The following is a 24623-nucleotide window of genomic DNA, read 5'->3' as shown; positions in this document are numbered from 1 at the left end:
TCAGAAGACAAATAGTCACCTGCCAAAAAAGGAAATTCTTTTAAAAAATCTCAAATTTATTATACGAAGATAAATAGTAAGTTTTGAAGGTTCTAAGCTTTTTTTAACTAATCATTATTTTATTTTGACAATTTTACTTATAATTAAGCCAAACAGCCCCAAAAGCTGGTAAGTATATGCGTAATGCCCTGCGAAAAGACCTTGAACCAGTTGGGTCCTCCTTCATTGTCAAAGAACTCTGCGACCCGTATTTCGATCCAAACTGGCACTTTCATCCGCACTTCCAGTTATTTCTGGTAGTGGAGGGTACGGGAACCCGCTTCATCGGCGATTCTATCCGGCCGTTTACGGAAGGCGATCTGGTCTTTTTAGGCCCTAACCTGCCGCACCTGTGGCGAAGCGATCAGGCTTATTTTGAACGGCAGTCTGGCTTGCAGGCACGGGGCATTGTGGTGTATTTTACGGAAGATTTTTTAGGCAATGAATTTTTCCTCCGCCAGGAGATGACACCCATGCGGCAGCTCCTGGAGCATACGCGCCGGGGCCTTGAATGGCGGAATTCCACCCGCTCCAGTGCGGCCAGTTACCTGCACCGGCTGGCCGAACAACCCGTCGGTTTTCAGCGGGTCATGACATTACTAAGCCTGCTGGACCATCTGTCGCAAACGCACGACTACCGGTTCATCACCAGCCTGGGATATACCAATACCGTGAAACCCTCCGAAACCGACCGGATTCAGATGGTGCACGATTATGTGCTGGGGCATTTTCAGGACGAGATCAGCCTGAACACGGTAGCCGATCTGGCCGATATGACTCCCTCGGCCTTCTGCCGCTATTTCAAGACCCGCGCCAATAAAACCTTCTCAGAGTTTGTTACGGAAGTTCGCATTGGTCATGCCTGCAAACTGCTGATGGACGGCAAACTCAGCGTAACGCAGGTCAGCTACGAGAGCGGCTACCGAACCTTATCCAACTTCAACCGGCAGTTTAAAGACATTACCGGCCAAACGCCTTCCCAGTACGTGCGCTCCTACCGGGGGGTTTGAAGTTTGAGGATTAAGGTTGCTCCGCCACATTACCACCATTTTAAACTAAATTAAAACTCCCTGAAACACCTCGTCCAGCTTCGCAACGGGTTTGATGCCGATTCGGTAGCCGTTCAGGTCCAAACCTTTGGTGTTGTATTTGGAGATGTAGATTTGTTTAAAGCCCAGCTTTTCGGCCTCTGAAATGCGGGAGTCGATGCGGTTGACGGCCCGCACTTCACCACCCAGCCCCACCTCAGCCGCAAAGGCTATTGAGGGAGAAATGGAAATGTCCTCGTACGACGACACAATAGCCGCGCAAACCGCCAGGTCAATGGCCGGATCTTCGACCTTCAGGCCGCCGGCTACATTCAGAAAAACATCCTGCTGCCCCAGCCGGAAGCCACCGCGTTTTTCCAGCACGGCAAGTAGCATCTGTAGTCGCTTGTTGTCGTAGCCGGTACTGCTCCGCTGGGGTGTACCGTAGTTTGCAATACTCACCAGCGACTGAATCTCGATCATCAATGGCCGGTTTCCCTCCAGCATAGAGCCAATGGCGATGCCGCTCAGGGTCTCCTCCCGCTGCGAGATCAGGATCTCCGACGGATTGGTTACCTGCCGCAGCCCAGTACCCAACATTTCGTAAATGCCCAGTTCGGAGGTGCTGCCGAAGCGATTTTTGGTAGTGCGTAATATCCGGTAGGTGTTGTGTCGGTCACCTTCAAAGGTCACCACCGTATCCACCATATGCTCCAGCACCTTCGGGCCGGCCAGGGAGCCTTCTTTGGTGATATGCCCGATCATAAACACCGGCGTGCCGCTTTCTTTGGCAAACTTCATCAGCTCGGCCGTACACTCGCGTACCTGCGACACACTGCCCGCACCCGATTCAACCATCGACGACTGCATGGTCTGGATAGAATCGATGATGAGCACTTCGGGTTCAAAATGCTCAATGGTGCGGAAGATATTCTGCGTGGAGGTCTCCGTCAGTACGAAGCAGTCGCTGGTGGGTACCGGCAGGCGCTCGGCCCGCATCTTGATCTGCTGCTCACTTTCCTCCCCGGAAACGTACAATACCCGCTGCCCCGGCAACCCCAGCGCAATCTGTAGCATCAGTGTTGATTTACCAATGCCCGGTTCACCCCCGATCAGCACGAGAGACCCCGGTACAATGCCTCCGCCGAGAACGCGGTTCAGCTCATCGTCGGGCGTGCGCAGCCGGGCCTGTTCTTCAAAATTGATGGCGTGAATGGCCTTAGGCTTGGGAGCCGTTTTGGTAACGGTACTGCTCCGCCAGCTACCGCGATCCGGCTCCTCTTTTTGAATCACTTCTTCAACAAAGGTATTCCACTCCCCACAAGAGGGGCAACGGCCCAACCATTTTGGGGCGTGATAGCCACAGTTCTGGCAGAAATAGGTGGTTTTGATTTTAGCCATTAAAAAGAAATTTCGAAAATCCGATGGGGGTAATTAAACGCTGAGCTGTCTTAGCGGTCGAAGCATCCAAACAGCAGCAGCTAAGCCATTTTAATAAGCCATTTTAATAGGTAGAGGAGCCAAACGACCCTAATGTACAAACGCTACTTTCTCTAAAAAAGTTGGCTTATATGTATCGTTCAGGCACGCTGTTCGTTAGTAAATCAATATCCATTTCAATGTCAACCAAACATGAAAAAGACTATTGTTTCGTTTGCGCTGGCGGCCGCAGCGCTAGCTTTCCTGCCTTCGGTCTCAAAGGCGCAGTCTGGATTTAGTATCGGCATCAAAGGAGGAGTCAACCTGTCGCGGCTAACGTTTGGGGAGTTTGTTACAACCCGGCTGAACGCCAATGGTTCACCAGCCCTGAGTGTAAATGGTCAGGAAATCCGGGATAATCTCCGCGAGAGCTTCGACAGCCGTACCGGGAGCGTTTTCGGCGTTTATACCCGGTTCGGCCGTAATCTGTACCTGCAGCCCGAACTGCTGTATTCCCGCAAAAGCGGTACCTTCGACATCATCCGGGAGGGGCAACCGTCTACCATAAACGTCAGCGTATCGAGTTTTGATGTGCCGATACTACTAGGGCTAAAAGGTGGTCCTCTGCGCGTAGTTGCCGGCCCTATTGTTTCGTTCCGGATTGATGATAACCGGCGGCTGCAGGATGCACTGCGTGATTACACCACCGGCACCCTGAACAACGCATGGGCCAAAGCCTATTATGGGTATCAACTGGGAGTAGGTCTGGATCTAGGGAAACTAGGGGTAGATGTCCGGCGGGAAGGCAGTATTTCCGACGTTGCCGCCGTTAATCTGGGAACGACCGGTAATTCAACCCAGTTTAACCAGAAGCTGAAGTCGTGGCAGGTTACGCTGGCGTACCGGCTGTTCTAGGTAAGGGCGTAAAAACAAACCGTTGCCAACTACCCGACGGATGAGTGGCAACGGTTGTCCGTTCAATTAACCCACTAAATAGTTTCGAGGAAGGTGTTTCGGGAGACTTTGTCGCCTGCGTATATTCGCAGGTCAGCATCCGCTTCGTCAGTTTATTGTACGTTGCATATAGCCGTTCAGCAGCGAGGCAATGTCTTTCATTCGCCGGCGCGAAATAGTAACTTCCCGTCCATCGGTCAGCCGGATAATCCGGTCTTTTGTTGATGCGCCAAACTCCACATACGCCAGATTTACCATGTATGATTTGTGAATCCGGACAAACAGCAGATCGTCTAACAGCTTTTCAAATTCTTTCAGCGTTTTTGATACCAGAAACCGTTTGCGGTCGCGGGTAAAGATAAAGGTATAATTACCTTCACCTTCCAGGCACATAATTTCATCAACCGCAACCATAATGGTCCGGTTCAGGTAAGGCAGGGCGATTCGTTGAAGGCCACGCTGATACGTAGCCGGAAAGGCAGGAACAATTGGCGTAGCCGGGGTGAGGAGGTTGGCTTCCATGAGTATGAGTAGTGTTTGAGTGTGACGTTTTGGTGTGACAGAAACACTACAAATCTACTGTATTCCGGTTGCCCGCGTAAAATCACGGCCTGATCCACAATCATCGGTTAACTAACCTTTCGATTGTAAATCAGGCCGTTATCTAAAAATCCTGTACTATACTTCAGGTGAATCTACCCGTTGGAATACGTAAAACTACGTAGTGCAATCTTGCGGCTTCCTACGTCTGATTTTACGGGAGATTTCCCAAAAATCAACTCAGGGCTGCCGGCTGGAACTCCCGAATACGATCGATGAACGTCTGTGCCCGCCGACGGGATATTTTCACCTGCTGGCCGTCCATCAGTTCCAGTTCACCCTCTTTCTTGACGTAGAACTTCCGCACATAGCCAAGATTCACAATGCACGACTTATGGACCCGAACAAAAGCCTGACCGTCGAGCAGGGTTTCATACTCTTTTAAGGTACGAGACACCAGCATTTTTGTTCCATCTTTCAGGAAGAAGTTAGTGTAATTACCAGATCCTTCCAACCGAACAATTTCGTCTACTGCCACGGTGCGTTTACGATCATAAAACGGAATCAAGAGCTTCTGGAGACATGAGGAACTGGAATCTTTTTCCACACTTTTGTGGAATGGCATAGACATGTGGTCGAAAATGGATTCACTGGTCGTCGTTTTCATAGCAAATTGAGCGAGGTTAGTGTTTGAACGATTTAATGTGACTATCAATAACTTGCGTAAGCCACGCCGACTAGTTTTGTAGTGTGTGTGGCAGCTTTTCTACAATTCTTAACAGCAACAATCAGACCTTTATCACCCTAATACAAAATATGTTTTTACAATACTTTATAACTGCTTCCTGATGTGGCGGAAAGGACAGATACTATTTTTACCTGATTTCCTGAAGCAGCCCTGGTCAATTTGCGCAGTAATCCGTCCAATGCGGCAAAAAACTTTTCCGTATCTTTGCCCACAGTAGTGACACGTTTTTATTGGCGTATATGCTGGAGAAAGTAAAAGAATTGTATCGGGAGATTGAACACTATACGGTTGATACCAAAGACCAGCTTGAACAATTCCGGCTGCGGTTTGTCAGCCGCAAGGGCATCATCACCGAATTGTTTGAAAGCCTTAAGGCCATACCCCAGGAAGACCGCCGGGCTGTGGGGCAGGAACTGAACGGCCTCAAGAACTTTGCCCTCGAACGCTTCCAGTCTTATACCCAGCTGCTGGAAGAACAGGCGTCGGCCTCCGCAGCCGGCCCTGCTGTTGATCTGACCCTGCCATCAACACCTAATCTGACGGGTACCCAGCATCCGCTAAGCATTACCCGCCAGCGCATTATTCGGATCTTTGAACGAATGGGGTTCAATGTAGCCGATGGTCCGGAAATAGAAACGGACTGGTATAATTTCGGGGCGCTGAACTTCCCCGACAATCACCCGGCGCGGGAGATGCAGGATACGTTCTTTATTGAAAAAAAGAGTGAAGGATCCGAGATAGACATACTCCTGCGTACGCATACCTCCAACGTGCAGATTCGGCTGATGGAGCGGCAAAAACCTCCCCTGCGTTCCATAATGCCCGGCCGCGTATACCGCAACGAAGCTATATCGGCCCGGGCGCACTGCCTGTTCCACCAGGTTGAAGGGCTATACGTGGATCGGAACGTGGGTTTTAAAGATTTGAAAGATACGCTGTATTACTTTGTGAAAGAGATGTTCGGGAAGGACACCAAAATCCGCTTCCGCCCGTCGTATTTCCCGTTTACGGAGCCAAGCGCCGAGATTGACATTTCCTGCCTGATCTGTAAAGGCGAAGGCTGCAACGTCTGCAAACAAACGGGCTGGGTCGAAATTGCCGGCTCCGGCATGGTAGATCCCCAGGTGCTTGCCAACTGCGGCATCGATCCGGACGAGTTTACCGGCTTCGCCTTCGGAATGGGTATCGAGCGCATTACGATGCTGAAATACCAGGTCCGTGACCTCCGGCTCTTCACCGAAAACGACGTTCGTTTCCTGCGCCAGTTTGAAGGACTTTAAAATTAATGAGTGATTGAGTGGTTGAATGATTGAATGAAATACTGACCGGCAAATCACCACTCAATCATTCAATCACTCTATCACTCAATTCCTCATGTCCCCCATCCGCCTTTCCGATCTTGCGTTTACCATACAAGCCCTGATGGAGGATGCCTTTGGGCAGAAGGCGTTTTGGGTCTTTGCCGAAACCAGCGACATTAAGAACTATCCCGACCGGGGTTACTGTTTTCTGACGCTGGTGGAGCGCAGCGGCCGTGATACGCTGGCGAAGCTGGAAGCCTGTATCTGGCGGAAAAACTACCATATTATCGAACAGTTTGAAGCGGCCACCCAGGTTGCCTTTGCCCGGAATATCAAGCTGCTGCTGCTCGTTTCCGTCGCCTTCAACCCCGTATATGGACTACGGCTGGAGATTCTGCGAATTGACCACTCGTATACGCGGGGCAATCTGGAACAGGAGCGGCAGGCTACGCTGGATGCCCTCGTACGTGACCACCCGGACCGGGTCTGGCTGGAAAACGGCGAATACATCACCGCCAATCAGGTACTCCCCTGCCCGCCCGTTATTCAGCGGGTAGCCCTGATTGCCGCGCCCGGTTCCGATGGTTTGCGTGATTTTCGCCACGAACTGCAGCATACTATCTTTGGCTACCGCTTCACCGTCGATGAATACCTGTGTCAGGTGCAGGGTCAGGGAGCTGAGCGGGCCATTGTGGGGCAGTTGGAGAAAATCAGCGGCAGCGGAGTACACTACGATGCCGTAGTGATGGTGCGGGGTGGCGGCTCCCAGCTCGATTTCGGCTCGTTTGATACCTACCTGCTCGGCCAGGCTGTTGCCGGGTATAACGTACCCATCATAACCGGTATCGGTCACGAACGTAACGTCAGCATCACCGATATGCTCTGCCACCGGAGCGTAAAAACACCCACCAAGGCCGCTGCCTGGCTCATTGACCATAACCGCAGTTTCGAGGAATCCTGCCTGCGCCTGCGTGACCGGCTGGCTGCGGCCGCCCGCGACGCCCTGCTATCGGCCCGTGAGCATCTGGATATAGCCACCGAGCGGCTGCGGTTTGTCGGCCATAACTACCTGCGCAACCGGCATACCGAACTAACGGAGAAAGCTGTGACCATCCGCCACCTCGATCCGTCTAATGTTCTTCGGCGCGGGTATGCCCTGCTGCTCCGCCATGGCCGGGTGCAAACCAAAGCGTCTGCACTGACAGCCGGCGACCCCGTAGCGATTCAACTAGTTGATGGTCTGATTACCGCCACCGTAACCGATATTGAAACAAACGCATGATAACCTATCAGGAAGCATACGATCAGTTACTGATTCTCGTTGAAGAGATAGAAAACGAAGAAGTACCACTAGACGAACTACCGGCCAAAATCCGCCGGGCTACGGAACTTGTCACCTTCTGCCAGGAGCGATTACGGGCTGTAGAAGGCGAGTACCAGGAGATCATGGAAAAAATGCCGAAGCGATAAATTATAATTCATTTGTTTTGCCGGATGTGGTAATCCTGCCTAATTTTATAGCGTCACTACCCGTAAGACATAGACAAAAGCCCCAGCGTATTGTCAGGCGCAACAGATGCGGAAACGGTTTCGTGAGCGAGTGTTGTACCGAACATTGATGATTCCCTACTTACAATGAATTTCTTTAACACAATAAACGACGTACTCAGTCCGGAAATAGCGTCAAGAATCGCTTTATACGTTGACGAGCCGAACGAAAAAGCCCACAAAGCCACCGAAGCCCAGGTGTATGTGGTCTTCGGCGGTCTGTTGAAACGAACCACCACGGAAATTGGTGTAGATCAGCTCTACAATAAGATCAAACGCGGTCATTACGACGGTACGCTGGTTGCCAATCTGAACACGACCCTGAAAGACGCGGCTCAAACTCACGCCATTATCACAACGGGTAACGACGACATCAGCCACCTGTTGCCGGCCATGAAAAGTTCGATTGGCAACATGGTGTCGCGATACGCTAATATCCGCAACTCCTCTGCAATCTCTCTGCTTGGCCTGGTTACCGCTATTGTGCTGGATGTATTGGGGCGTCACGTAAAAGAGAAAAATCTGGACGCCGACGGGCTGGCGGCTTACCTGTTCGATCAGCGGGATTCGTTTGTCAACGCCATTCCGGAAGAACTGCTGCCCCAACTGATTGAGAAACTCAGCCTGCATCAGATTATGGCCGGAGCCGCAGCGCCCGCCAAACGCGTCAATCAGGTGGCTGCTACCGCGCGTACCGCCACAACCCGATCAACGGCCACAACCCGGACAATTCCAACGGCGGTTACTTTTGAGCCGGAGACGGAGTCGGGTGATAATGGCGGCTCACTGGCAAAGTGGGGCGTCGGTATTCTGCTGCTGCTGGTTGTGGCGGGTGGTGGATACTATATCTGGCAAAATACGGAACGGTATTCCGACGGCAGTGAAGAGGTCAGTGGTACCTCTACCCTCTCCAGCGATACCATCAAAGCCGATACGGTAGCCCGGTCGCTGGCCGTGCCGCCCGCCCCGGGTACCACGCCGGTCCGTGCCGGTGCGGGCGTAACACCGGCAGTCAGCACAACAGCCGCCAGAGGTCCATTGTCGGCTCAGCTGACACCGTATCTGGGCAATCCGGAGGCTCCCAAAGGACGGGTATTTACCATTCCGGCCGTAGCGTTCCAGCCAGGTACAGTCGACCTGACGCCCGCGTCGCAGGGAGTCGTTACGGAACTAGTCACAATCATGCGAGCCTATCCAAACGCCCAGATTCAACTGGTGGGGTATGCCAATGATGCATCAGCGGGGAGTGCCGGCCTGACTAACATGGATTTGTCCCGGAAGCGGGCGTATGCCATTAAGCAACTGTTACTGAATGCAGGCATCGATAATAACCGGGTCGATGCAGTTGGTAAAGGTACCGGCGTTGTAGTAACCCCTGGCGATTCTACCGCCGTACGCCGGCCAACGATGCGCAAGATCGACCTGCGGGTGGTTTTGAAATAACCCTCATGTTCTTTTAACAGCAAAAGCCCACGCTGGTCAGCGTGGGCTTTTGCTGTTAAAAGAACGCAGGCCCTGGCTATCCTGCCCGAAAACATTTTTGTACTATCTGTGCTTTACTGTTGGAGAAAGAGCCAGTGGTGAAACACACCCCCGGCAAAAGCGACTTTTAACAAGCGACTTTAACAAGAACGTTATGGAATCACAGACCGGAAAAACGGCCCTGATTACCGGGGCAACCAGCGGTATTGGCCTTGAACTCGCGAGGCTTTTTGCGCAGGACGGATACAACCTGGTGCTGGTGGCCCGTCAGGAAGACAGTCTGCGGAGAGTAGCCACGGATTTTGAGCAGCAATATAACATCAGGGCGACAACTATTGCCAAAGACCTGATGGAGACGAATGCCCCCGAAGAGATTTACCAGCAAACCAGACAGCAGGGCATTACCGTAGATGTGTTGGTTAACAATGCCGGGATGGGCGAATACGGCAAGTTTGCGACCGAAACGGATTTACAGAAGGAACTGGGCATTATTCAGCTCAATGCCACCTCCCTGGTTCACCTGACCAAATTATATCTGAAGGAGATGGTAACCCGGAACGAAGGAAAAATTCTGATGCTGGCGTCGGTTGTATCGGCTATTCCAAATCCGCTGATGGCCGTATACGGGGCCACTAAGTCCTTTATCTACTCCTTTGCCGAAGCCCTCCGCAACGAACTCAAGGATACACAAATTACGGTGACGGCCCTGATGCCCGGTGCTACCGCTACCGATTTTTTCAACAAAGCCGGGGCGCAGAACGCCAAAGTTACCGATTCAGATCTGGCCGATCCGGCCAAGGTTGCCAAAGACGGCTACGATGCGCTGATGCAGGGCAAAGACAAGGTGGTATCGGGCTTCAAGAATAAAATGCAGGTGGCTATGAGCCACGTTTTACCGGATACGGTTGTATCGGAGGCTATGCGCAACATGATGAATGAGAAAGGCTATGAGGAGGAAGCGGATGAAGAGCATGAATCTCTAACCCCTCTCGCTATAGGTCTCGGTCTTGCTACGGTAGTGCTGGCCGCCGGCATCTTCCTGACGGCTTCCTATACTAATGCCAATTGGTACGAAAAGCGACGTTACAAGGAAAAGCTAAAGTCACTGACCAATGCGCTGACGCCCTCCCTGAACTAACTTACCTGAAACCGCCGTCGGGCGGTTTTTTTATGCCTTTCTCCTCTTCCCGTTTATTCTGAAAATCAACTATTAACACTCGTGTCTGCTGTTTCAGCGACGCTTCTGGCAATGGGCAGTAGCGTCGCTGGCCTAAGTCGGAAAAATGGCCCTCACCAGTTATGTGTTGCAGACTGGTATAGGCGCGCTGCGATTTATGAGCTACGGGCTGAGGTTGCTGGGCAAGGCAGATGCCTGGATGGGAGCGTTGATTACATTCCCTGTTTTTCTGGTTGCAGGTTTATATCAGCCAATGGTGGCTGTCGGACTTCCGCTACGGGCCGCTGGAGTGGCTCTGGCGCTCGGCCACGTACGGCAAACTACAGCCGATGACGCGGCAACCGGCCGTGGGGCACGCTTACCGGCGATTCATATCGCTGCCGAACTGATTAAAATCAATCCGGCAGGTAAGCCTCATCATAGAAACCGGTTCCAAAACCGGCCATCTTTACAGCATCTGGAAAAGGAGATATCGATAACAGGTTAAATTGGGTTTCGAAGTGGCCTAAAAGGCGGAGTTTCTGGCTCCGCTTTTTGTTTTATTCCGGACTGGTATCCGCCGGCAAGGCCACCACAAACGTAGTTCCCTCACCTACCTGACTATACACGTCAATGATTCCCTTATGGTTATCGATTACCTTCTGAACGATAGCCAGTCCGATGCCGGTGCCCGGATACTGGCTGCGGCCGTGCAGACGCTGGAAAGGCCCAAAAATCCGCTCTTTGTATTTTTCGTCGAAGCCAATACCATTATCCCTTACCTGAATGATACCGTACTGCTGACCGGGTAGTAATCCGGTAAGATCCCGGGCTTCTGCTCCTCTGGCCAGTTTTCCTTCTACCCGAATGCGCGGCTGCACCTGCGGCCTGGTAAATTTCAGGGCGTTGCTTAACAGGTTCTGCAGCAGTTGCCTGAGCTGGCTGGGATTGCCCCATACCGTCGGCAGAGTGTCGAACTCCACCAGAGCCTGCTTTTCCTGCACGGTTACTTCCAGGTCGGTTAGTACGTCTTCCAGCAGAAAGTTAAGGGCTACGGCCTGAAAATCCTGCCGCTGGGTGGTCAGCCGGGAGTAAGTGAGTAAATCCCGAATCAGCGCCGACATTCGCCGGGCGGCCTGCTGCATCCGCCGGACCAGATCCGTACCGTTTTCGTCCAGCCGCTCCTGATACTGGGCGGTCAGCACATCCCCGAACGATTCTATTTTGCGCAGCGGCTCCTGCAGGTCGTGCGACGCCACATAGGCAAATTGCTCCAGGCTCTGGTTGGAGCGCTGAAGAGCCGCCACCAGCTCTTTCCGCTGCTGTTCGGCCTGATAGGCTTCGGTTTTGTCAAGCAGGGTCAGCACAATACCATCGTCGCGCTTAACGGCCGACACTTCAAACCAGCCGGTCAGGCCGTCAGTATCGTGGTAGAGTTCCAGTTTTTCGGGCTGGCCGGTCTCCACTACCCGCACGTACATATCAAAAAGGCCGTTATGCTTTACGGACGGGAAATAGTCAAGCATGGTGTGGCCAATAACTTCATCCTCGGTGCGGGGTACCGAGCGCCGGGCCTGCTCGTTTTGAACAATGTACCGAAAATCGGCTATGTTACCGGCACTATCCCGCACGGCATCAAAGCCAATAATGAGATTGGGGGAACTATCGAGTACCGAGCGGAGCAGTTTAGCCTGCCGTTCTACCTGCATCTGGGCCTGTTTCAGGTGCGAAATATCCAGCAGGCTCATCACCACGCCATCGCCCCGCTTCACCGCCGACACATCCAGCCAGAAACGTCCCCTATCTGTATCGTAATAACTTTCGAACCGTTGCGGCCGGCCCGTTTCCGTAACCTGAAACAAGCGGTCGAACAAGCCTTTCTCCCGGTATTTGGCAAATACCTGAGAAAGAGGCCTTCCTTTAACGGCATCGATAGGCATGGCACACATATCAGCCCCGGCCTGATTAAGAGTCTGTATCCGAAAATCGGTGATGGTGTCCTGCTCATCCCGAATGGTATCCAGCAGCAGCATGGCGCTGGGGGCCCCGTCCAGCACACCTTTCAGCGATTCGGCAGTTTCCAGCAGAGCTTCCTGCGTTTCTTTAGTTGCCGTAATATCCAGATACGTCAGAATCAGGCTGTTTTCTTTCCGGATCACCGACATATCCAGCCAGCCCGTGTAGCCGTCGGCGTCGTAGTAGCTTTCAAACCGCTGGGTTTCGCCGGTTTCGTATACCTGTTTGTAATGGGCAAACAAGCCGGACGTTACCACGCCGGGAAACAACTGCGTAATACGCCGGCCAATCATCTGCTCGGCCGGCAAGCCCTCCAGCACCATGGCGGCCTGGTTTACGGCCGTATACACAAAATCAAGAATGACGCCGTGATCGTCGTACAAGGGCACCAGCGAGGTGATACAGGCCATAGAGCCATCCAGCAATCCCTGCGAAAACTGAGCCTCCTGCCGCACCTGCTGCTCCAGCCGCTTCTGCTCGGTAATCAGGGAGAAAGACAGCAGCAGGCCATCGTCCAGCTTTACGGCTGAATAATGCAGCCAATGCCCGGAATGCGCATAAAAGAATTCGGTGGTAAACGGCTCTCCTGTTTCTACCAGGTGAATATACCGGCCAAAAAGCCCCTCCTCCCGGGTCTGCGGATACAACTCGGTGAGTAAGCGACCCGGCTCCAGCGGCAGGCTATACCCGTTAATCCGCTGCGCAAACTGATTGCACAAACGAACCCGGAAATCAACGATCTGGCCTTGTTCATTCCGCACGGCATCGTACACGATAATGCCGTTGGCGGAATTGGCAAATACTTTATCCAGGAGAGTAGCCTGCTGCTCCACATAAGCAACCGCTTTCTTTGTGGCTGTAATATCAACAAAACTCACCACCACCCCATCGTCCTGCCTGACAACCGACATATCAAACCAACTCGGTTCGGGCAGATGCGAGAGCCGGTATTCAAATTCAAAGCGCTGCGGGATACCTGTTGTAATTACCTCTTCATACCGTTGGGGTACCCGTGTTCCCCGCAGGCGCGGGTATTCGTTAAAAAGCCGTTGCCCTGTCAACTCCTCTACAGACCGGCCGCTCACATTGGCAGCCGCCTGGTTTATGAGCGCAATCCGGTAATCGACAATAGTTCCGTCCCGATCACGCACAGCTTCATAAACAGTAATGCCGTTGAGGGTACTATCCAGAATATGCTGTACATACATTGGTGAATGAGTGACGGTATCCATACCTGTCTGACTTTTTCCCGAATGTAGTAGTAAAAGCGGCTTACCGAATGAAATCAACTGAATATTTACCGAATCGCCCCACTGAACTGCCGGCCAGGTTACGGCCGGGGTGCCGGAAACTTCTGAAACAGGCGGTCTACAGCCTCGCCAATCCGGGCCGGGTCGGCGCTGCGCCGGTTGATCACACTGGCCACGGCGGCATCCCAGAGCAGAGCATTCCGCTGGGCGTCAACTACATGTATGTTGATGGTTCCCTCCTCATAGGTCCCTACCGGCACCTCCCGGCTCTGCCAGTGATACCGGCGCTGTCCAATGTACAGCGGAGCCTCCTGAATGGTCGTCTGCCGGGTTTGGGTCTTTTCCTGTACGACTACGCCCAGGTTAACCAGTAAATCAGGGTTGTTGGTCGACGGTTGAAAACCCCGCTCCCGCATTTCGGAAGCTACGGCCTGTTTAATCATATCGACGGCAATCTGATAGGTTGCGCCCGGTGCGCCGGCGATGCGGTTGGTATCCACAAAGGCAAAGGTACGGTACTCCGACCATTGGGCGGCCGGGTCTGCCTGATTCCGCACGATCCGGAACGGCGAACAGCCGACCAGCAGCAGCAATAGCATTACAACGGTTTGTCTCATTTTTATCGGTATTTGTTGTTTTGTTCTTAACCGGATAACGAAAGCAACGGGGTTAAAATTCGATAGAAAGCGCCCGCGCACAGACCAAATGCTGCCAAATTGGTTATACTACTATCCCATAAAAATCACTCGCGTATGAAAAAGAACCTTATCTGGCAGTTTAGTGCTGCCTCATCGGTCATTGGCGGTATTGTGGCCACCTACGCCTTTGGTGCCTATAAACGGCGGAAAGAAAACAAAATGCGTTCGGACATTTTGCCGAAATACCGGCGGCTGGTCGACAAAAACCTGCTCACCCCGGCCGACTGGGCATTTTACACCATCTGGCCGACGATTTATGCCGGCTCCATCGGCCTGGCCGTTCACCAGGCACTGCCTTCCAACCGAAACCATGAGCGATATGTGAAGGCCCGTCCGTGGCTGGCGCTGTGCTACCGGTTGAATGCGGCATTCGGCTATCTGTTCTCCAGACAGGACCAGAAAAGCGTGATTGGCTCGCAGGTAGTCACCATCCTGACGCTCCCGGCGGCTCTGAAGCTGCACCAGGCGCTGGAAATCGGCAAAACACCCGTAGCACCGCCGGAGAAGTATCTGCGCATTCCGGTAAGCCTGTACGCGGGCTGGCTGTCGGTGGCTTCAATGGTGGCCGGTGCCGGTACGCTGATTGCCTCCGGTACCTGGAAACGCCCAAAACAGGATGAAGAACTGGCCGCCGGCGTGGTGGCCGCTACCGCCGGCCTGGGTTACGTAGCCGCCCGCCGGTTAAACGACCCGGTGTATCTGGTACCCTTTGTGGTCGGGTTCAGCGGCATTGCGGTGAAGCAATACGGCAAAAATAATTTGCTGGCGGGCGTAGCAGGTGCATTAGCCCTCGCCAAGCTGGCCGTTCTGGTCAAATACCTGCCCAAAGGTACCTTTAAGCGAAAAAGAGTAATTGAAGAAGACGACAACTACGATTTAGGGGCCGAATTCGAGATGGTCGATCCGACACCCCAGCAGATCAAGCGGGAGCGCATGAAGGAGGTTGGACCGGCAACGGCGATGTGATCGATTAAAAGGCGAAAGAGCGAAAGAGCGGCTTCGCCTTTTTCATTCTTTCGCTCTTTTGCTCTTTATTTCAGTAAACAATTTCCGTCTGGTACTCACCGGGTGACTGCTGAAACAATTGCCAGAACTGATTGGCAATGGCATCGGGGTTGTATTTGGGGTCATGCGGGTTAACCATCCCACAAACGGTAACCGTCGCGATATGCACGTTGGTCCCCTTCACCCGTTGGGCCAGCGCCTGTACAAAAGCCCGAAGGCCGGCTTTGCCTACGCTGAGAGCGGTAAACATGGGCGACGGGTACAGTGCCAGTCCACCACCGGTGAAAAACAGCTTGCCTTTGTTCTCTTTCAGATAGGTTGGCAGTATCTGCTTTACCAGGGTAAAGGCTCCGCCGACGTTCACATCCAGCGCAGCCCGGAAGCTTTCCCAGTCCTCGTCCAGTATATCCCGTCTGCCGGCGGCTACGGCATTGTATAGCACCAGATCAGCCGGTCCTAACTGCTCCTGAATCTGACCCAGTGCCGTCGTCAGGGAGGGTTCGTCTGCTACATCAGCGACGGCGTACACGCCCTTGATACCGAACTCCTCCAGTTCCTGTACCTGCTCCTTCAGTTTATCCTCGTTCCGGGCAACCAGCGCTACTGAATAGCCTTTTTGCCCAAATAGTCTGGCAACAGCCTGGCTAATGCCCGGCCCTGCCCCAATGATAGTGATCTGCATGATTGTGTGACTTTTGCGCAAGGTAAAAAGATTCATCGGTATAGGGTGTCGATTACCTGCCTTATACTAACCGGTTTACAGCGGCCAAAGAGAATTTCACTAACATTGTGCCGAACCACACTTTTTTCCGACTGGCACAATGACCAACGAGCGCGTTAAGATCCAAAAAACCGAAATTCTCTCCGACAACTGGTACATCCTCCGCAAAGTAACCTTCGATTACCAGACGAAAAACGGCGTCTGGCAAACCCAAAGCCGCGAAGCCTACGACCGGGGCAACGGAGCCACCATACTCCTCTACAACAAAGAACACCAAACCGTGATCCTGACGCGCCAGTTCCGGATGCCGACCTACGTAAACGGCAACACCTCAGGGATGCTTATTGAAGCCTGCGCCGGCCTGCTCGACAAAGACAATCCGGAAGACTGCATCCGGAAAGAAACCGAAGAAGAAACCGGGTATAAGATTACCGATGTGCGCAAGGTATTTGAAGCCTATATGTCGCCAGGCTCCGTCACGGAAATGCTTTACTTTTTTGTGGCCGAATACGCCAAGGAGATGCAGGTACACGACGGTGGTGGCCTGGAAGAGGAAGAAGACATCGACGTGCTGGAACTGCCGTTTGAGCAGGCGCTTACCATGATTAAAACCGGCGAGATTAAAGACGGCAAAACCATTATGCTGCTCCAGTACGCCAAACTCCACAACCTGCTATGAATCCGCCAAACCCATCCCTGATGATCCTAGTGGCCGGCCCCTACCGCTCCGGCACCAACGATGACCCGGCCAAAATTGCCGCCAATGTACACCTGATGAACGAAATTGCCCTCCAGGTCTACCGCAAAGGCCACCTCCCCGTACTCGGTGAGTGGTTTGCTTTACCCCTGATTGAAACAGCGGGTTCAACCGGCATCGGCGACGAGATTTTTACCCAGATTTTTCACCCCGTAGCCATTCAACTTCTGAATCGTTGTGATGCGGTGCTGCGTGTCGGCGGAGTTTCCAGCGGTGCCGACGAAATGGTGAGGATCGGCAGTGCGCAGGGGAAACTGATTTTCAGCAGTCTGGACGAAGTGCCGCTGCTGGACATGAAAATATAACCCGTATAAAATGAGAAGGAGCCGGGAATATTCGGCTCTTTTTTATGCCTTTCTGTCACTTATTTTAAGCAAAACTACCTAACATTCAGCCAAAATGACCTGAACAACCCTTTGGTGCGTAGTTTGTTACTATTATGGGAGAACACTAGCAACCTGAATTAGGAACGGAAATAAACGAAGAACTTACCCCATGAACTTCAATAACTACACCATTAAAGCGCAGGAGGTGATTCAGCAGGCAAGTATGATTGCCCAGGGTAACAGCCAGCAGGTCGTTGAAACCGGTCACGTGCTGAAGGCTATTCTGGACGAAGACCCGAATACGGCCAACTTCCTGATTAAGAAACTGAACGTCAACCGGAATCTGCTGACCAGCCGGTTGGACAGCATTGTAAACGGCTACCCCAAAGTATCGGGAGGACAGCCGTATCTGGGCAATGATCTGGCGGCTGCGCTGCAAAAAGCAACCAGCTACCTGAAAGAATTTGGGGATGAATTCGTCAGCGTTGAGATGATGTTGCTCGGGCTGCTGGCGGGAAAAGATAACGTAGCCATCCTGATGAAGGATACCGGCTTTACGGAGAAAGGATTAAAAGCGGCAATAAAAGAATTACGAGGAAACGAATCGGTGAAGGACCAGAATGCAGAAGCGAAGTACCGGTCGCTGGAACGGTACAGCAAGAACCTGAATGACATGGCCCAGGCCGGGAAAATTGACCCGGTTATCGGCCGCGACGAAGAAATACGGCGGGTACTGCAAATCCTGAGCCGCCGGACCAAAAACAACCCGATTCTGCTCGGTGAGCCGGGCGTCGGTAAAACGGCCATTGTGGAAGGACTGGCCCAGCGCATTGTGCAGGGCGACGTGCCCGAAAACCTGAAGTCGAAGACCATTGTGTCGCTTGATATGGGTTTGCTGGTGGCCGGGGCCAAATACAAAGGTGAATTTGAGGAGCGACTGAAGGCGGTGATCAAAGAAGTGACTGACTCCGGCGGCGAAATTATCCTCTTCATCGACGAAATTCACACCCTGATCGGTGCAGGTGCCGGCGGTGGCGAAGGCGCCATGGATGCCGCCAACCTGCTGAAACCGGCGCTGGCACGTGGCGAATTGCACGCCATTGGTGCCACCACCCTGAAGGAATATCAGAAATACATTGAGAAAGATAAAGCGCTGGAGCGCCGGTTTCAGGCCGTGATGGTCGACGAGCCGGATGTGCCGGACGCCATCTCTATCCTGCGCGGTATCAAGGATCGTTACGAGTTACACCACGGTGTTCGGATCAAAGACGATGCCGTGATTGCCGCCGTCGAGCTGTCGAACCGTTACATCAGCGACCGGTTCCTGCCTGACAAGGCCATTGACCTGATAGACGAAGCGGCCGCCAAAATGCGGCTGGAAATTGACTCGGTTCCCGAAGAACTGGACGAACTGAACCGGCGTATCATGCAGCTCGAAATCGAGCGGGAAGCCATCCGGCGCGAAAACGATAAGGAAAAAGAAACCGTGCTGAATAAGCAGCTCGCCGATCTGAACGAGCAGCGCAACAGCCTGAAGGCTCGCTGGGAAGTTGAAAAGCAGTCGGTGAACGAAATCCGAACGCTGAAAGAGCAGCTGGATCATCTGCGCCTGGAAGCCGAACAGGCCGAGCGGTCCGGTGATTACGGCAAGGTCGCAGAGATCCGCTACGGCCGCATTCCGGAAGCCCAGAAACGGCTGGATGATCTCACCAAAAGAGACGGCGACAGCCATAATCTTTTGCAGGAAGAGGTAACCGCCGAAGATATTGCAGAAGTTGTTGCCAAATGGACCGGAATTCCTGTATCAAAGATGTTGCAAAGTGAACGGGAAAAATTACTACATTTGGAGCAGGAGCTGAGCAAGCGCGTTGCCGGGCAGGAAGAGGCTATTCAGGCGGTGGCCGATGCCGTCCGCCGGAGCCGTGCCGGTATGCAGGACCCGAAGCGCCCGATTGGTTCGTTTATCTTCCTCGGTACCACCGGGGTTGGTAAAACGGAGGTCGCCCGGACGCTGGCCGAATACCTGTTTAACGACGAAAATGCGATGGTTCGTATCGATATGTCGGAATATCAGGAGCGCCACGCCGTCAGCCGCCTGATTGGTGCCCCTCCGGGTTATATCGGCTACGACGAAGGTGGTCAGTTGACCGAAGCCGTGCGCCGAAAACCGTACTCAGTCATTCTACTCGACGAAATTGAAAAAGCCCACCCCGATGTCTGGAATATCCTGCTGCAGGTACTGGACGAAGGGCGTCTGACCGACAACAAAGGCCGGGTAGCAAATTTCAAAAATACCCTGATCATCATGACCTCCAACATCGGCGGTCATCTGATTCAGGAGAAGTTTGCCGAAGACGAGGGCTGGAATCACCACCTGGTTGTGGAGGAAGCCAAAAATGCCGTGATGGAGCTGCTGAAGCAAACCGTCCGGCCGGAGTTTCTGAACCGGGTCGATGAGATTGTGATGTTCGAACCGCTGTCGAAAGAAAACATCCGGCAGATCGTAAACATCCAGTTCCGGCATATCCAGAAGCGACTGGCCGAAAACGGTATTTCGCTGGATGCCACCGACGAGGTACTCGAAAAGCTGGGCGACGAAGGATTCGACCCGCAGTTTGGTGCCCGTCCGCTGAAACGAGTCATGCAACGGCGTATTCTGAACGCCTTGTCTAAAGAAATTTTGGCCGGAACGGTCAAAAAAGATTCCGTCGTTTTGATGGAATTAGATACCAACGGCGAGATTGTCTTCGAAAACGTAGGCGATCAGCAATTGGAACTCTAATGGTGTGGATAGATACTTAAAAGGTCCGGCCGCCTGGCTGGGCCTTTTTTTGCGTCTACACCTTCACCTTAGCCAGTTCCTCCATCATGCGCTTACGCCGGGCGTAGCGGGCCCGGTAATCGGTGAGCCTTTCCGCTACCAGTTCGTCACCGCCGGGCAGTTGGGTCATTTGTTGCAGCACCTCCGCAATGAGCTGGTACGAGCCGGCGTCGACATTGATTTCGGCGAAACGGTCTACTTTTTTGGAGTACACCTGAAGAAGCCGCTCGGGAAAGTGCTTTTTCAGAATTTTTTCAAACTCCAGTACTTCCTGCAAGCCGCCCTGTTTCTCCACCAATACCATCAGCTTCTCCCATTGCTGCTCCTCCACATACAATCTGGCCAGGCTATGCGGGAATATGGCCGTTCCCAATCCGGCAAACGGGGCTTTGACCGGGTTTTTGTTCTGTTCGCACTCGGAAATCAGGTCGGCGGCCACGCTGGCCCGCTCCGCTACCGCGTGCGAGTTTTTAAATTGCCGGTAATACTCCAGCTGCGCGTAGCCCGACTCCCGGAACAGCCACAGCGCGTATTCGCGGATAGCCGCCGTATCCTGTTCAGCCACGGCAATTTTGAGCAGCCAGCCGTACCACTGCGATTGCTGGCGAAGCCGCTCCCATTCGCTCATGCCGGGATTTCGGTTAGCTTTTCCTTTGGTCGCCGGGTGCGGTTCGGGCGTTAGTTTTTCGTTGACGATTGCTTTGGCTCGCGCAAACTCTTTTTCTTTGATGAGTTCGTCCAGCAGTTGCTCCCGAAAAGAACGCAGATGGATGTTGCTTTCCAGCAACTGCCGGGCCTCGGCCGTCCGGCCCCGGTGCAGATAGAGTTTGATTTTACGCTGAAGCAGCTTTTGCTCACTCCAGTTCCACTCGTCCGACAACGACGATGTTGGTGGATAGAAAAACCGAATGCCACGCGCCGTCGACTCCGGTTTTACTCGAGCCTTAGCCAGCAGACTGTTCAGTAACTGTTCATACGCTGCCTCCTGATCCGGGTACTCACAAAGTACCGCCAGGCGGTCGAGTATCACATCGCCAAAGCCAGGCCCTTCATACCGATCCTCCTGCGACTCCTTCATCAGGTAGTCGAACACCAGGTTTTTCAGTTCCTGCGAATCGCTCTGGCGGTATACCTGCTCGATAAGCATTAATGCCTGCTCCAAAGCCCCACCGGCCCCGCCGTCTGAATCGTCCATCTGCCCGATCGCTTTCGCGACTTCCTCCAGCACAGCCTGCGCAATCTCATACACGCCTGTGTAATTCTGGTCGCCGAGCAGGGTGGTAGCCCGCTCCAGCAGAGCATCTACGTGCCGGGCATACTGGCGGGCATTCCGGTAATCGATAAAGCCGTGCCGGTCGCTATGCATCCGGGCAGCTTCTTTGAGTAGTTTCTGGTAATACGCTTTACCGGTTCCCTCCAGCCGGTCAGCAAACCGGAGCGTCAGGTTCGCCTTTATGTCCTTGTTCTTCCGGGCATACTGCCTAATAAACTCCCGCAACTCGGCATCGGTGAGCTTGCTGAGGATTTCTTCAAACGGATCTTTCGGCTTTTTGGGCGCTTTTTCAGCCGCTAGCGTATGGGACTTGGTCGGCTTTCGGCCGCGCTTCTTCGGAGCTTCACTGGTGGTTTCGCTACTGCTACCTTCGCCCCGTAACGCGTAAAACACCGCCACCTGATGCTTGCAAACAGGATCGGCCACCGGGCAGTCGCAGCGGTGAGCCGTAATGGTCTGGCCGTTCAATTCAACCTCTACTTCGTAGGATTCAGTACCGTCGACGAACGCCTGCCAGACACCTTTGTCATTCTGCTCCAGTTCCCGAACGGCTCCTTTCTTGTAATAATCCTGACCTTTTTTGAGCAGCGCAGCGGCCAGTTGCTGATCGAAGTTAGCGAGAGAAAGGGGCATAGGGAATGAGTGGCGGAATTTTTTGGTAAAATAACCAAAATTAACCGTAACCATTCAGAAGCCGGGCTGCGCCTTTTTTGCGCATTGTCTATTATCGGGTTATTTTAATGAAACTTAACCGCTATGCAAACGTTTGTTGTAGAAGTGCTGAATGAGAGCAGATAATACTTGCTGTTTATGAACTACCAGTAATATATATCCATTGACCCTGAAATCCGTTTCGGCCGTCCTTGTATTACCGGCACCCGAATCAGTGTGTGTGATGTATTAGGCTGGTTAGGATTGGGAATGAATATCCCGGAAATCAATGAAGACTTTCCTGAACTAACCGAAGTGTAAATTCGAGCCTGCCTCCTTTAGGCCGCTAACCGAAAGTGAAAAGCTCGCGTTGCCAAATAACTAATTCTATTCGATAGTATCTCTACCCCTTCAATTCCGTATACAAATGGCTCCGCGAGGGATTGTTGTACAGCCGCCAGATGCGGATAATGGGCGTGGGGCGGTTGTGGGGGTCGTCGCGCTTCCAGAACTCCTGAATGGCGTAGAGAATGTATTCATTCAGGCCCCGCACGGAGTTTTTGCTGTATTTGGTCGGGTGGCCGCTGTCCTTCTTCTGATACTCCTCCCAGCCGTCGTTGTGGTTGTTGGTCTGGTCGGCCCAGTAGAGTCTGGGATTGCTGCGGTCGCGGTTATCGACCGTTAAAGTGGCCACGTGGTAACCATCGGCGAGGCTCAGGCAGAAGACGCTGTACCGGGGGTCATCGTTGACCATGCCCATCAGGACATCCCAGACGTTCTCGTTTAGCTTCACGGGCTTGTCCCAGTTACCTTCCTCAATTTTCCGGCCCCAGGGGCTGATGCACTGCACCACCCGCGCCGGACTTGCCATACCGCAAACCTGCGCCCTGGCCATCAGAGCCTCAATGCTGTTGTCCGGCGGCACCGACAAGCCGTACCGCACCAGGGGATTCCTGGATTTCCGAACATCACCGGAGCGGTCGTACAGAAAGGAGACCCCGCGCCGGAATGTATTCACGCAGGTCAGATTTTTGCCGGTTTTCTGGCGAGTCTCCACATTGGCGAGAAAGAACTGTTTCATCCGCTGCACCTCATGCGCCCAGAACGCCCGGTTGTGCGACCATTTAGCGTTTACCTTCTGCTCATTCCGACGCGCCAACTCCTCTCCTATGCGAATCGCCTGTTTCGACAGTTCATGTTTCTGCCCCACCAGGTAACGCCGGACCGCTTTATCCCCGGTTGGCTGATCCATAAAGTTGTTGATCCGCCCCTCCATCACCACCGTTTTGCGGTAGCGGGAAAACAGCTCATCGTCGCTGATCCGCGACAGGTCGGTGGCAGTCAGTAGTGCCGGTTCTACCTTCAGGCGGTCGGGAACAGCCTTGAGCAGTTTGACATCGGCTTTGGGGGAAGCGACTTGCCCGTAGCTCAGGCAGGCACCAACAGCCACCAACAACAGCGTTTTTACCAGGAAGCGGAAGGAATGCAGCAAGAGAAATTTGGCATGTTTCTTTCTGCCTAACGTAAACCACTTGCTCTATGTTACCTATCAGGTAAAAACTTCTTACGCAGCCTGCGGGTTCATCCGGGGCGTTGTCGGCTGCCGGTCGCGCTTGCGGGTGAGTAGGTGAATGATGGTCCAGGCCACCAGGTAGGTGCAACCGCAGAGGGTAAACAGCACATTATAGCCGCCTGTCAGGTTCCCGACGGCCTTATAGCTGTCCAGCAGGGAGCCGACCAGCATCGGGAACAGCATCCCCCCTACCGCGCCGGCCATACCGCCGATGCCCACGGCGGAGCTAACCGCTTCTTTAGGAAACAAGTCTGAGCCCAGCGTAAAGACATTGGTTGCCCAGGCCTGATGCACGGCTACGGCCAAACTAATCAGGCCCACCGCTACCCATACATCCGTCACAAACTGGAGCGAAATCACGGAAAGCTCCACCACGGCAAACACCAGCAGCACCGACTTCCGGGCTTTCAACGTGGGCCATCCCCGCTTAATGAGCCGCGACGACAAATAACCGCCACCGATACTGCCGACGGTCGTTGCCGTGTAGATGATGGCCAGCTCCAGGCTGAACTTCTTGAGATCCAGGTTGAAGGTGGACGAAAAATAAGAGGGCAGCCAAAACAGAAAGAACCAGTAAATCGGGTCGATTAGCCCTTTGCCGGTGATAATAGCCCAGGTTTGCGGCAGGGTAAACAGCTTAATCCAGCTCACCTTCGGCTTATCCTCCGAATCAGTTTCCTGTCCACTGGCGATATACGTATATTCTTCGGCGCTCAGCCGTTTCTGCCGGGCGGGAACATCATAGAGCAGCCACCAGAAAATAAGCCAGACAAAGCCCAGCGAACCCGTTATCCAGAATACCTCCTGCCAGCCGTATTGGCTCAGAATCCAGGGCACCAGCAGCAGGGCCACCACCACCCCCACACTGGTACCGGCGTTGAACAGGCCTGTAGCCAGTGCCCGCTCTTTTTGCGGAAACCACTCGGCTACTGTCTTCACCGCAGCGGGATAGTTACCCGCTTCGCCCAATCCCAGACCAATGCGGGCTATCCCAAACCCAAACGCGCTCCGGGCCAGGGCGTGCAACATCCCGGCAATGCTCCAGAAAACAACCGTAATGGCGTACCCCAGTTTGGTGCCTACCTTATCGACAAACCAGCCGAACGCCAGCAGACCCACGGCATAGGCAGCCGTAAAGGCAATGACGATCCGGGCAAAATCGGTTTCGGTCCAGGTAAACTCCACCTCCAGAATGGGTTTCAGCAAGCCGATGATCTGCCGGTCGAGGTAGTTGATGGTGGTAGCCGTGAATAGCAGGACGACAATGAGCCACCTGTAGTTTCCGGTCTTGGGAGAAGGCATGGAGTTTGGTTGATT

The 24623-nt window shown here is 53.3% G+C and carries 22 protein-coding genes and 1 pseudogene; 14 read left to right on the top strand and 9 right to left on the bottom strand.

Features of this window, described 5'->3' with window-relative positions:
* Nucleotides 1–176: 176 nt before the first annotated feature.
* Nucleotides 177–1049 (top strand): AraC family transcriptional regulator, encoded by an 873-nt coding sequence (locus ABD931_RS02080; protein ID WP_345263446.1) that lies wholly within the window; start codon nucleotides 177–179, stop codon nucleotides 1047–1049.
* Nucleotides 1050–1094: 45 nt separating this feature from the next.
* On the opposite strand, the gene radA is transcribed toward ABD931_RS02080, so the two are convergent.
* Nucleotides 1095–2468: a DNA repair protein RadA gene (gene radA / locus ABD931_RS02075; RefSeq protein ID WP_345263444.1), complete on the bottom strand. Its 1374-nt coding sequence runs from the start codon at nucleotides 2466–2468 to the stop codon at nucleotides 1095–1097.
* 231 nt (nucleotides 2469–2699) lie between these two features.
* Between radA and ABD931_RS02070 the strand changes: the two genes are divergently transcribed.
* A complete protein-coding gene (locus ABD931_RS02070; protein WP_345263442.1) occupies nucleotides 2700–3401 on the top strand; it encodes a porin family protein in 702 nt (233 codons plus the stop codon).
* A gap of 147 nt (nucleotides 3402–3548) precedes the next feature.
* Here the strand turns inward: ABD931_RS02070 and ABD931_RS02065 are convergent, their stop codons facing one another.
* The gene (locus tag ABD931_RS02065) at nucleotides 3549–3962 is read right to left on the bottom strand and encodes a LytR/AlgR family response regulator transcription factor (protein ID WP_345263440.1); all 414 of its coding nucleotides are present in this window, start codon (nucleotides 3960–3962) and stop codon (nucleotides 3549–3551) included.
* 253 nt (nucleotides 3963–4215) lie between these two features.
* Nucleotides 4216–4647, bottom strand: coding sequence for a LytR/AlgR family response regulator transcription factor (locus ABD931_RS02060; protein WP_345263438.1), 432 nt, complete (start codon nucleotides 4645–4647; stop codon nucleotides 4216–4218).
* A 320-nt stretch (nucleotides 4648–4967) separates the two neighbouring features.
* On the opposite strand from ABD931_RS02060, the gene pheS reads away from it, so the two are divergent.
* From pheS to ABD931_RS02030, 7 genes and pseudogenes are all read left to right on the top strand, one after another.
* On the top strand, nucleotides 4968–6008 hold the full coding sequence (pheS, locus tag ABD931_RS02055; protein WP_345263436.1) for a phenylalanine--tRNA ligase subunit alpha: 1041 nt from the start codon (nucleotides 4968–4970) through the stop codon (nucleotides 6006–6008).
* 94 nt (nucleotides 6009–6102) lie between these two features.
* Entirely contained in the window at nucleotides 6103–7311 is a 1209-nt protein-coding gene (locus tag ABD931_RS02050; protein WP_345263434.1) for an exodeoxyribonuclease VII large subunit, read from the top strand.
* A complete protein-coding gene (gene xseB, locus ABD931_RS02045) occupies nucleotides 7308–7499 on the top strand; it encodes an exodeoxyribonuclease VII small subunit (RefSeq protein WP_345263432.1) in 192 nt (63 codons plus the stop codon). Before ABD931_RS02050 ends, xseB begins: the two co-directional genes overlap by 4 nt.
* Before the next feature lie 165 nt (nucleotides 7500–7664).
* Nucleotides 7665–9020, top strand: coding sequence for a DUF937 domain-containing protein (locus ABD931_RS02040; protein WP_345263430.1), 1356 nt, complete (start codon nucleotides 7665–7667; stop codon nucleotides 9018–9020).
* A 193-nt stretch (nucleotides 9021–9213) separates the two neighbouring features.
* Complete coding sequence (locus ABD931_RS02035; RefSeq protein WP_345263428.1) at nucleotides 9214–10197, top strand: SDR family NAD(P)-dependent oxidoreductase; 984 nt, start codon at nucleotides 9214–9216, stop codon at nucleotides 10195–10197.
* 145 nt (nucleotides 10198–10342) lie between these two features.
* A pseudogene (locus ABD931_RS29215) lies at nucleotides 10343–10411 on the top strand (hypothetical protein); the annotation flags it as partial.
* A 58-nt stretch (nucleotides 10412–10469) separates the two neighbouring features.
* Entirely contained in the window at nucleotides 10470–10625 is a 156-nt protein-coding gene (locus tag ABD931_RS02030; RefSeq protein WP_345263427.1) for a DUF418 domain-containing protein, read from the top strand.
* A 150-nt stretch (nucleotides 10626–10775) separates the two neighbouring features.
* Here the strand turns inward: ABD931_RS02030 and ABD931_RS02025 are convergent, their stop codons facing one another.
* Together ABD931_RS02025 and ABD931_RS02020 are read right to left on the bottom strand one after the other, a co-directional pair.
* Complete coding sequence (locus ABD931_RS02025; RefSeq protein WP_345263425.1) at nucleotides 10776–13439, bottom strand: PAS domain-containing protein; 2664 nt, start codon at nucleotides 13437–13439, stop codon at nucleotides 10776–10778.
* 122 nt (nucleotides 13440–13561) lie between these two features.
* Nucleotides 13562–14098 carry a DUF4136 domain-containing protein gene (locus tag ABD931_RS02020; RefSeq protein WP_345263423.1) on the bottom strand — a complete coding sequence of 179 codons (537 nt, stop codon included), beginning with the start codon at nucleotides 14096–14098 and terminating at the stop codon, nucleotides 13562–13564.
* A 135-nt stretch (nucleotides 14099–14233) separates the two neighbouring features.
* Between ABD931_RS02020 and ABD931_RS02015 the strand changes: the two genes are divergently transcribed.
* Nucleotides 14234–15145 carry a TspO/MBR family protein gene (locus ABD931_RS02015; protein ID WP_345263421.1) on the top strand — a complete coding sequence of 304 codons (912 nt, stop codon included), beginning with the start codon at nucleotides 14234–14236 and terminating at the stop codon, nucleotides 15143–15145.
* A 70-nt stretch (nucleotides 15146–15215) separates the two neighbouring features.
* Here ABD931_RS02015 and ABD931_RS02010 read toward each other — a convergent pair whose 3' ends face one another.
* On the bottom strand, nucleotides 15216–15866 hold the full coding sequence (locus ABD931_RS02010; protein ID WP_345263419.1) for an SDR family NAD(P)-dependent oxidoreductase: 651 nt from the start codon (nucleotides 15864–15866) through the stop codon (nucleotides 15216–15218).
* Between the two features lie 139 nt (nucleotides 15867–16005).
* On the opposite strand from ABD931_RS02010, the gene nudK reads away from it, so the two are divergent.
* The 3 genes from nudK to clpB all read left to right on the top strand — a co-directional run bounded on the left by nudK (nucleotide 16006) and on the right by clpB (nucleotide 19770).
* A complete protein-coding gene (gene nudK / locus ABD931_RS02005; protein ID WP_345263417.1) occupies nucleotides 16006–16584 on the top strand; it encodes a GDP-mannose pyrophosphatase NudK in 579 nt (192 codons plus the stop codon).
* Nucleotides 16581–16967 carry a DUF4406 domain-containing protein gene (locus tag ABD931_RS02000; RefSeq protein ID WP_345263415.1) on the top strand — a complete coding sequence of 129 codons (387 nt, stop codon included), beginning with the start codon at nucleotides 16581–16583 and terminating at the stop codon, nucleotides 16965–16967. Before nudK ends, ABD931_RS02000 begins: the two co-directional genes overlap by 4 nt.
* A gap of 190 nt (nucleotides 16968–17157) precedes the next feature.
* Nucleotides 17158–19770, top strand: a complete 2613-nt coding sequence (gene clpB, locus ABD931_RS01995; RefSeq protein WP_345263413.1) for an ATP-dependent chaperone ClpB — start codon at nucleotides 17158–17160, stop codon at nucleotides 19768–19770.
* A gap of 55 nt (nucleotides 19771–19825) precedes the next feature.
* On the opposite strand, the gene ABD931_RS01990 is transcribed toward clpB, so the two are convergent.
* Nucleotides 19826–21715, bottom strand: coding sequence for an SWIM zinc finger family protein (locus tag ABD931_RS01990; RefSeq protein ID WP_345263411.1), 1890 nt, complete (start codon nucleotides 21713–21715; stop codon nucleotides 19826–19828).
* A 195-nt stretch (nucleotides 21716–21910) separates the two neighbouring features.
* Here ABD931_RS01990 and ABD931_RS01985 point away from each other — a divergent pair, with 195 nt between their 5' ends.
* The gene (locus ABD931_RS01985; protein WP_345264454.1) at nucleotides 21911–22054 is read left to right on the top strand and encodes a DUF433 domain-containing protein; all 144 of its coding nucleotides are present in this window, start codon (nucleotides 21911–21913) and stop codon (nucleotides 22052–22054) included.
* 82 nt (nucleotides 22055–22136) lie between these two features.
* Here the strand turns inward: ABD931_RS01985 and ABD931_RS01980 are convergent, their stop codons facing one another.
* Together ABD931_RS01980 and ABD931_RS01975 are read right to left on the bottom strand one after the other, a co-directional pair.
* Nucleotides 22137–23225 carry a hypothetical protein gene (locus ABD931_RS01980; protein WP_345263409.1) on the bottom strand — a complete coding sequence of 363 codons (1089 nt, stop codon included), beginning with the start codon at nucleotides 23223–23225 and terminating at the stop codon, nucleotides 22137–22139.
* 72 nt (nucleotides 23226–23297) lie between these two features.
* Entirely contained in the window at nucleotides 23298–24608 is a 1311-nt protein-coding gene (locus ABD931_RS01975; protein WP_345263407.1) for an MFS transporter, read from the bottom strand.
* Between the last annotated feature and the right edge of the window lie 15 nt (nucleotides 24609–24623).

Origin of the sequence: Nibrella viscosa, assembly GCF_039541875.1 — a bacterium.
In the GTDB taxonomy this organism is placed as follows: domain Bacteria; phylum Bacteroidota; class Bacteroidia; order Cytophagales; family Spirosomataceae; genus Nibrella; species Nibrella viscosa.
Note: the sequence above shows the minus strand (reverse complement) of the source record. Positions and strands in the feature narration are given on the sequence as shown.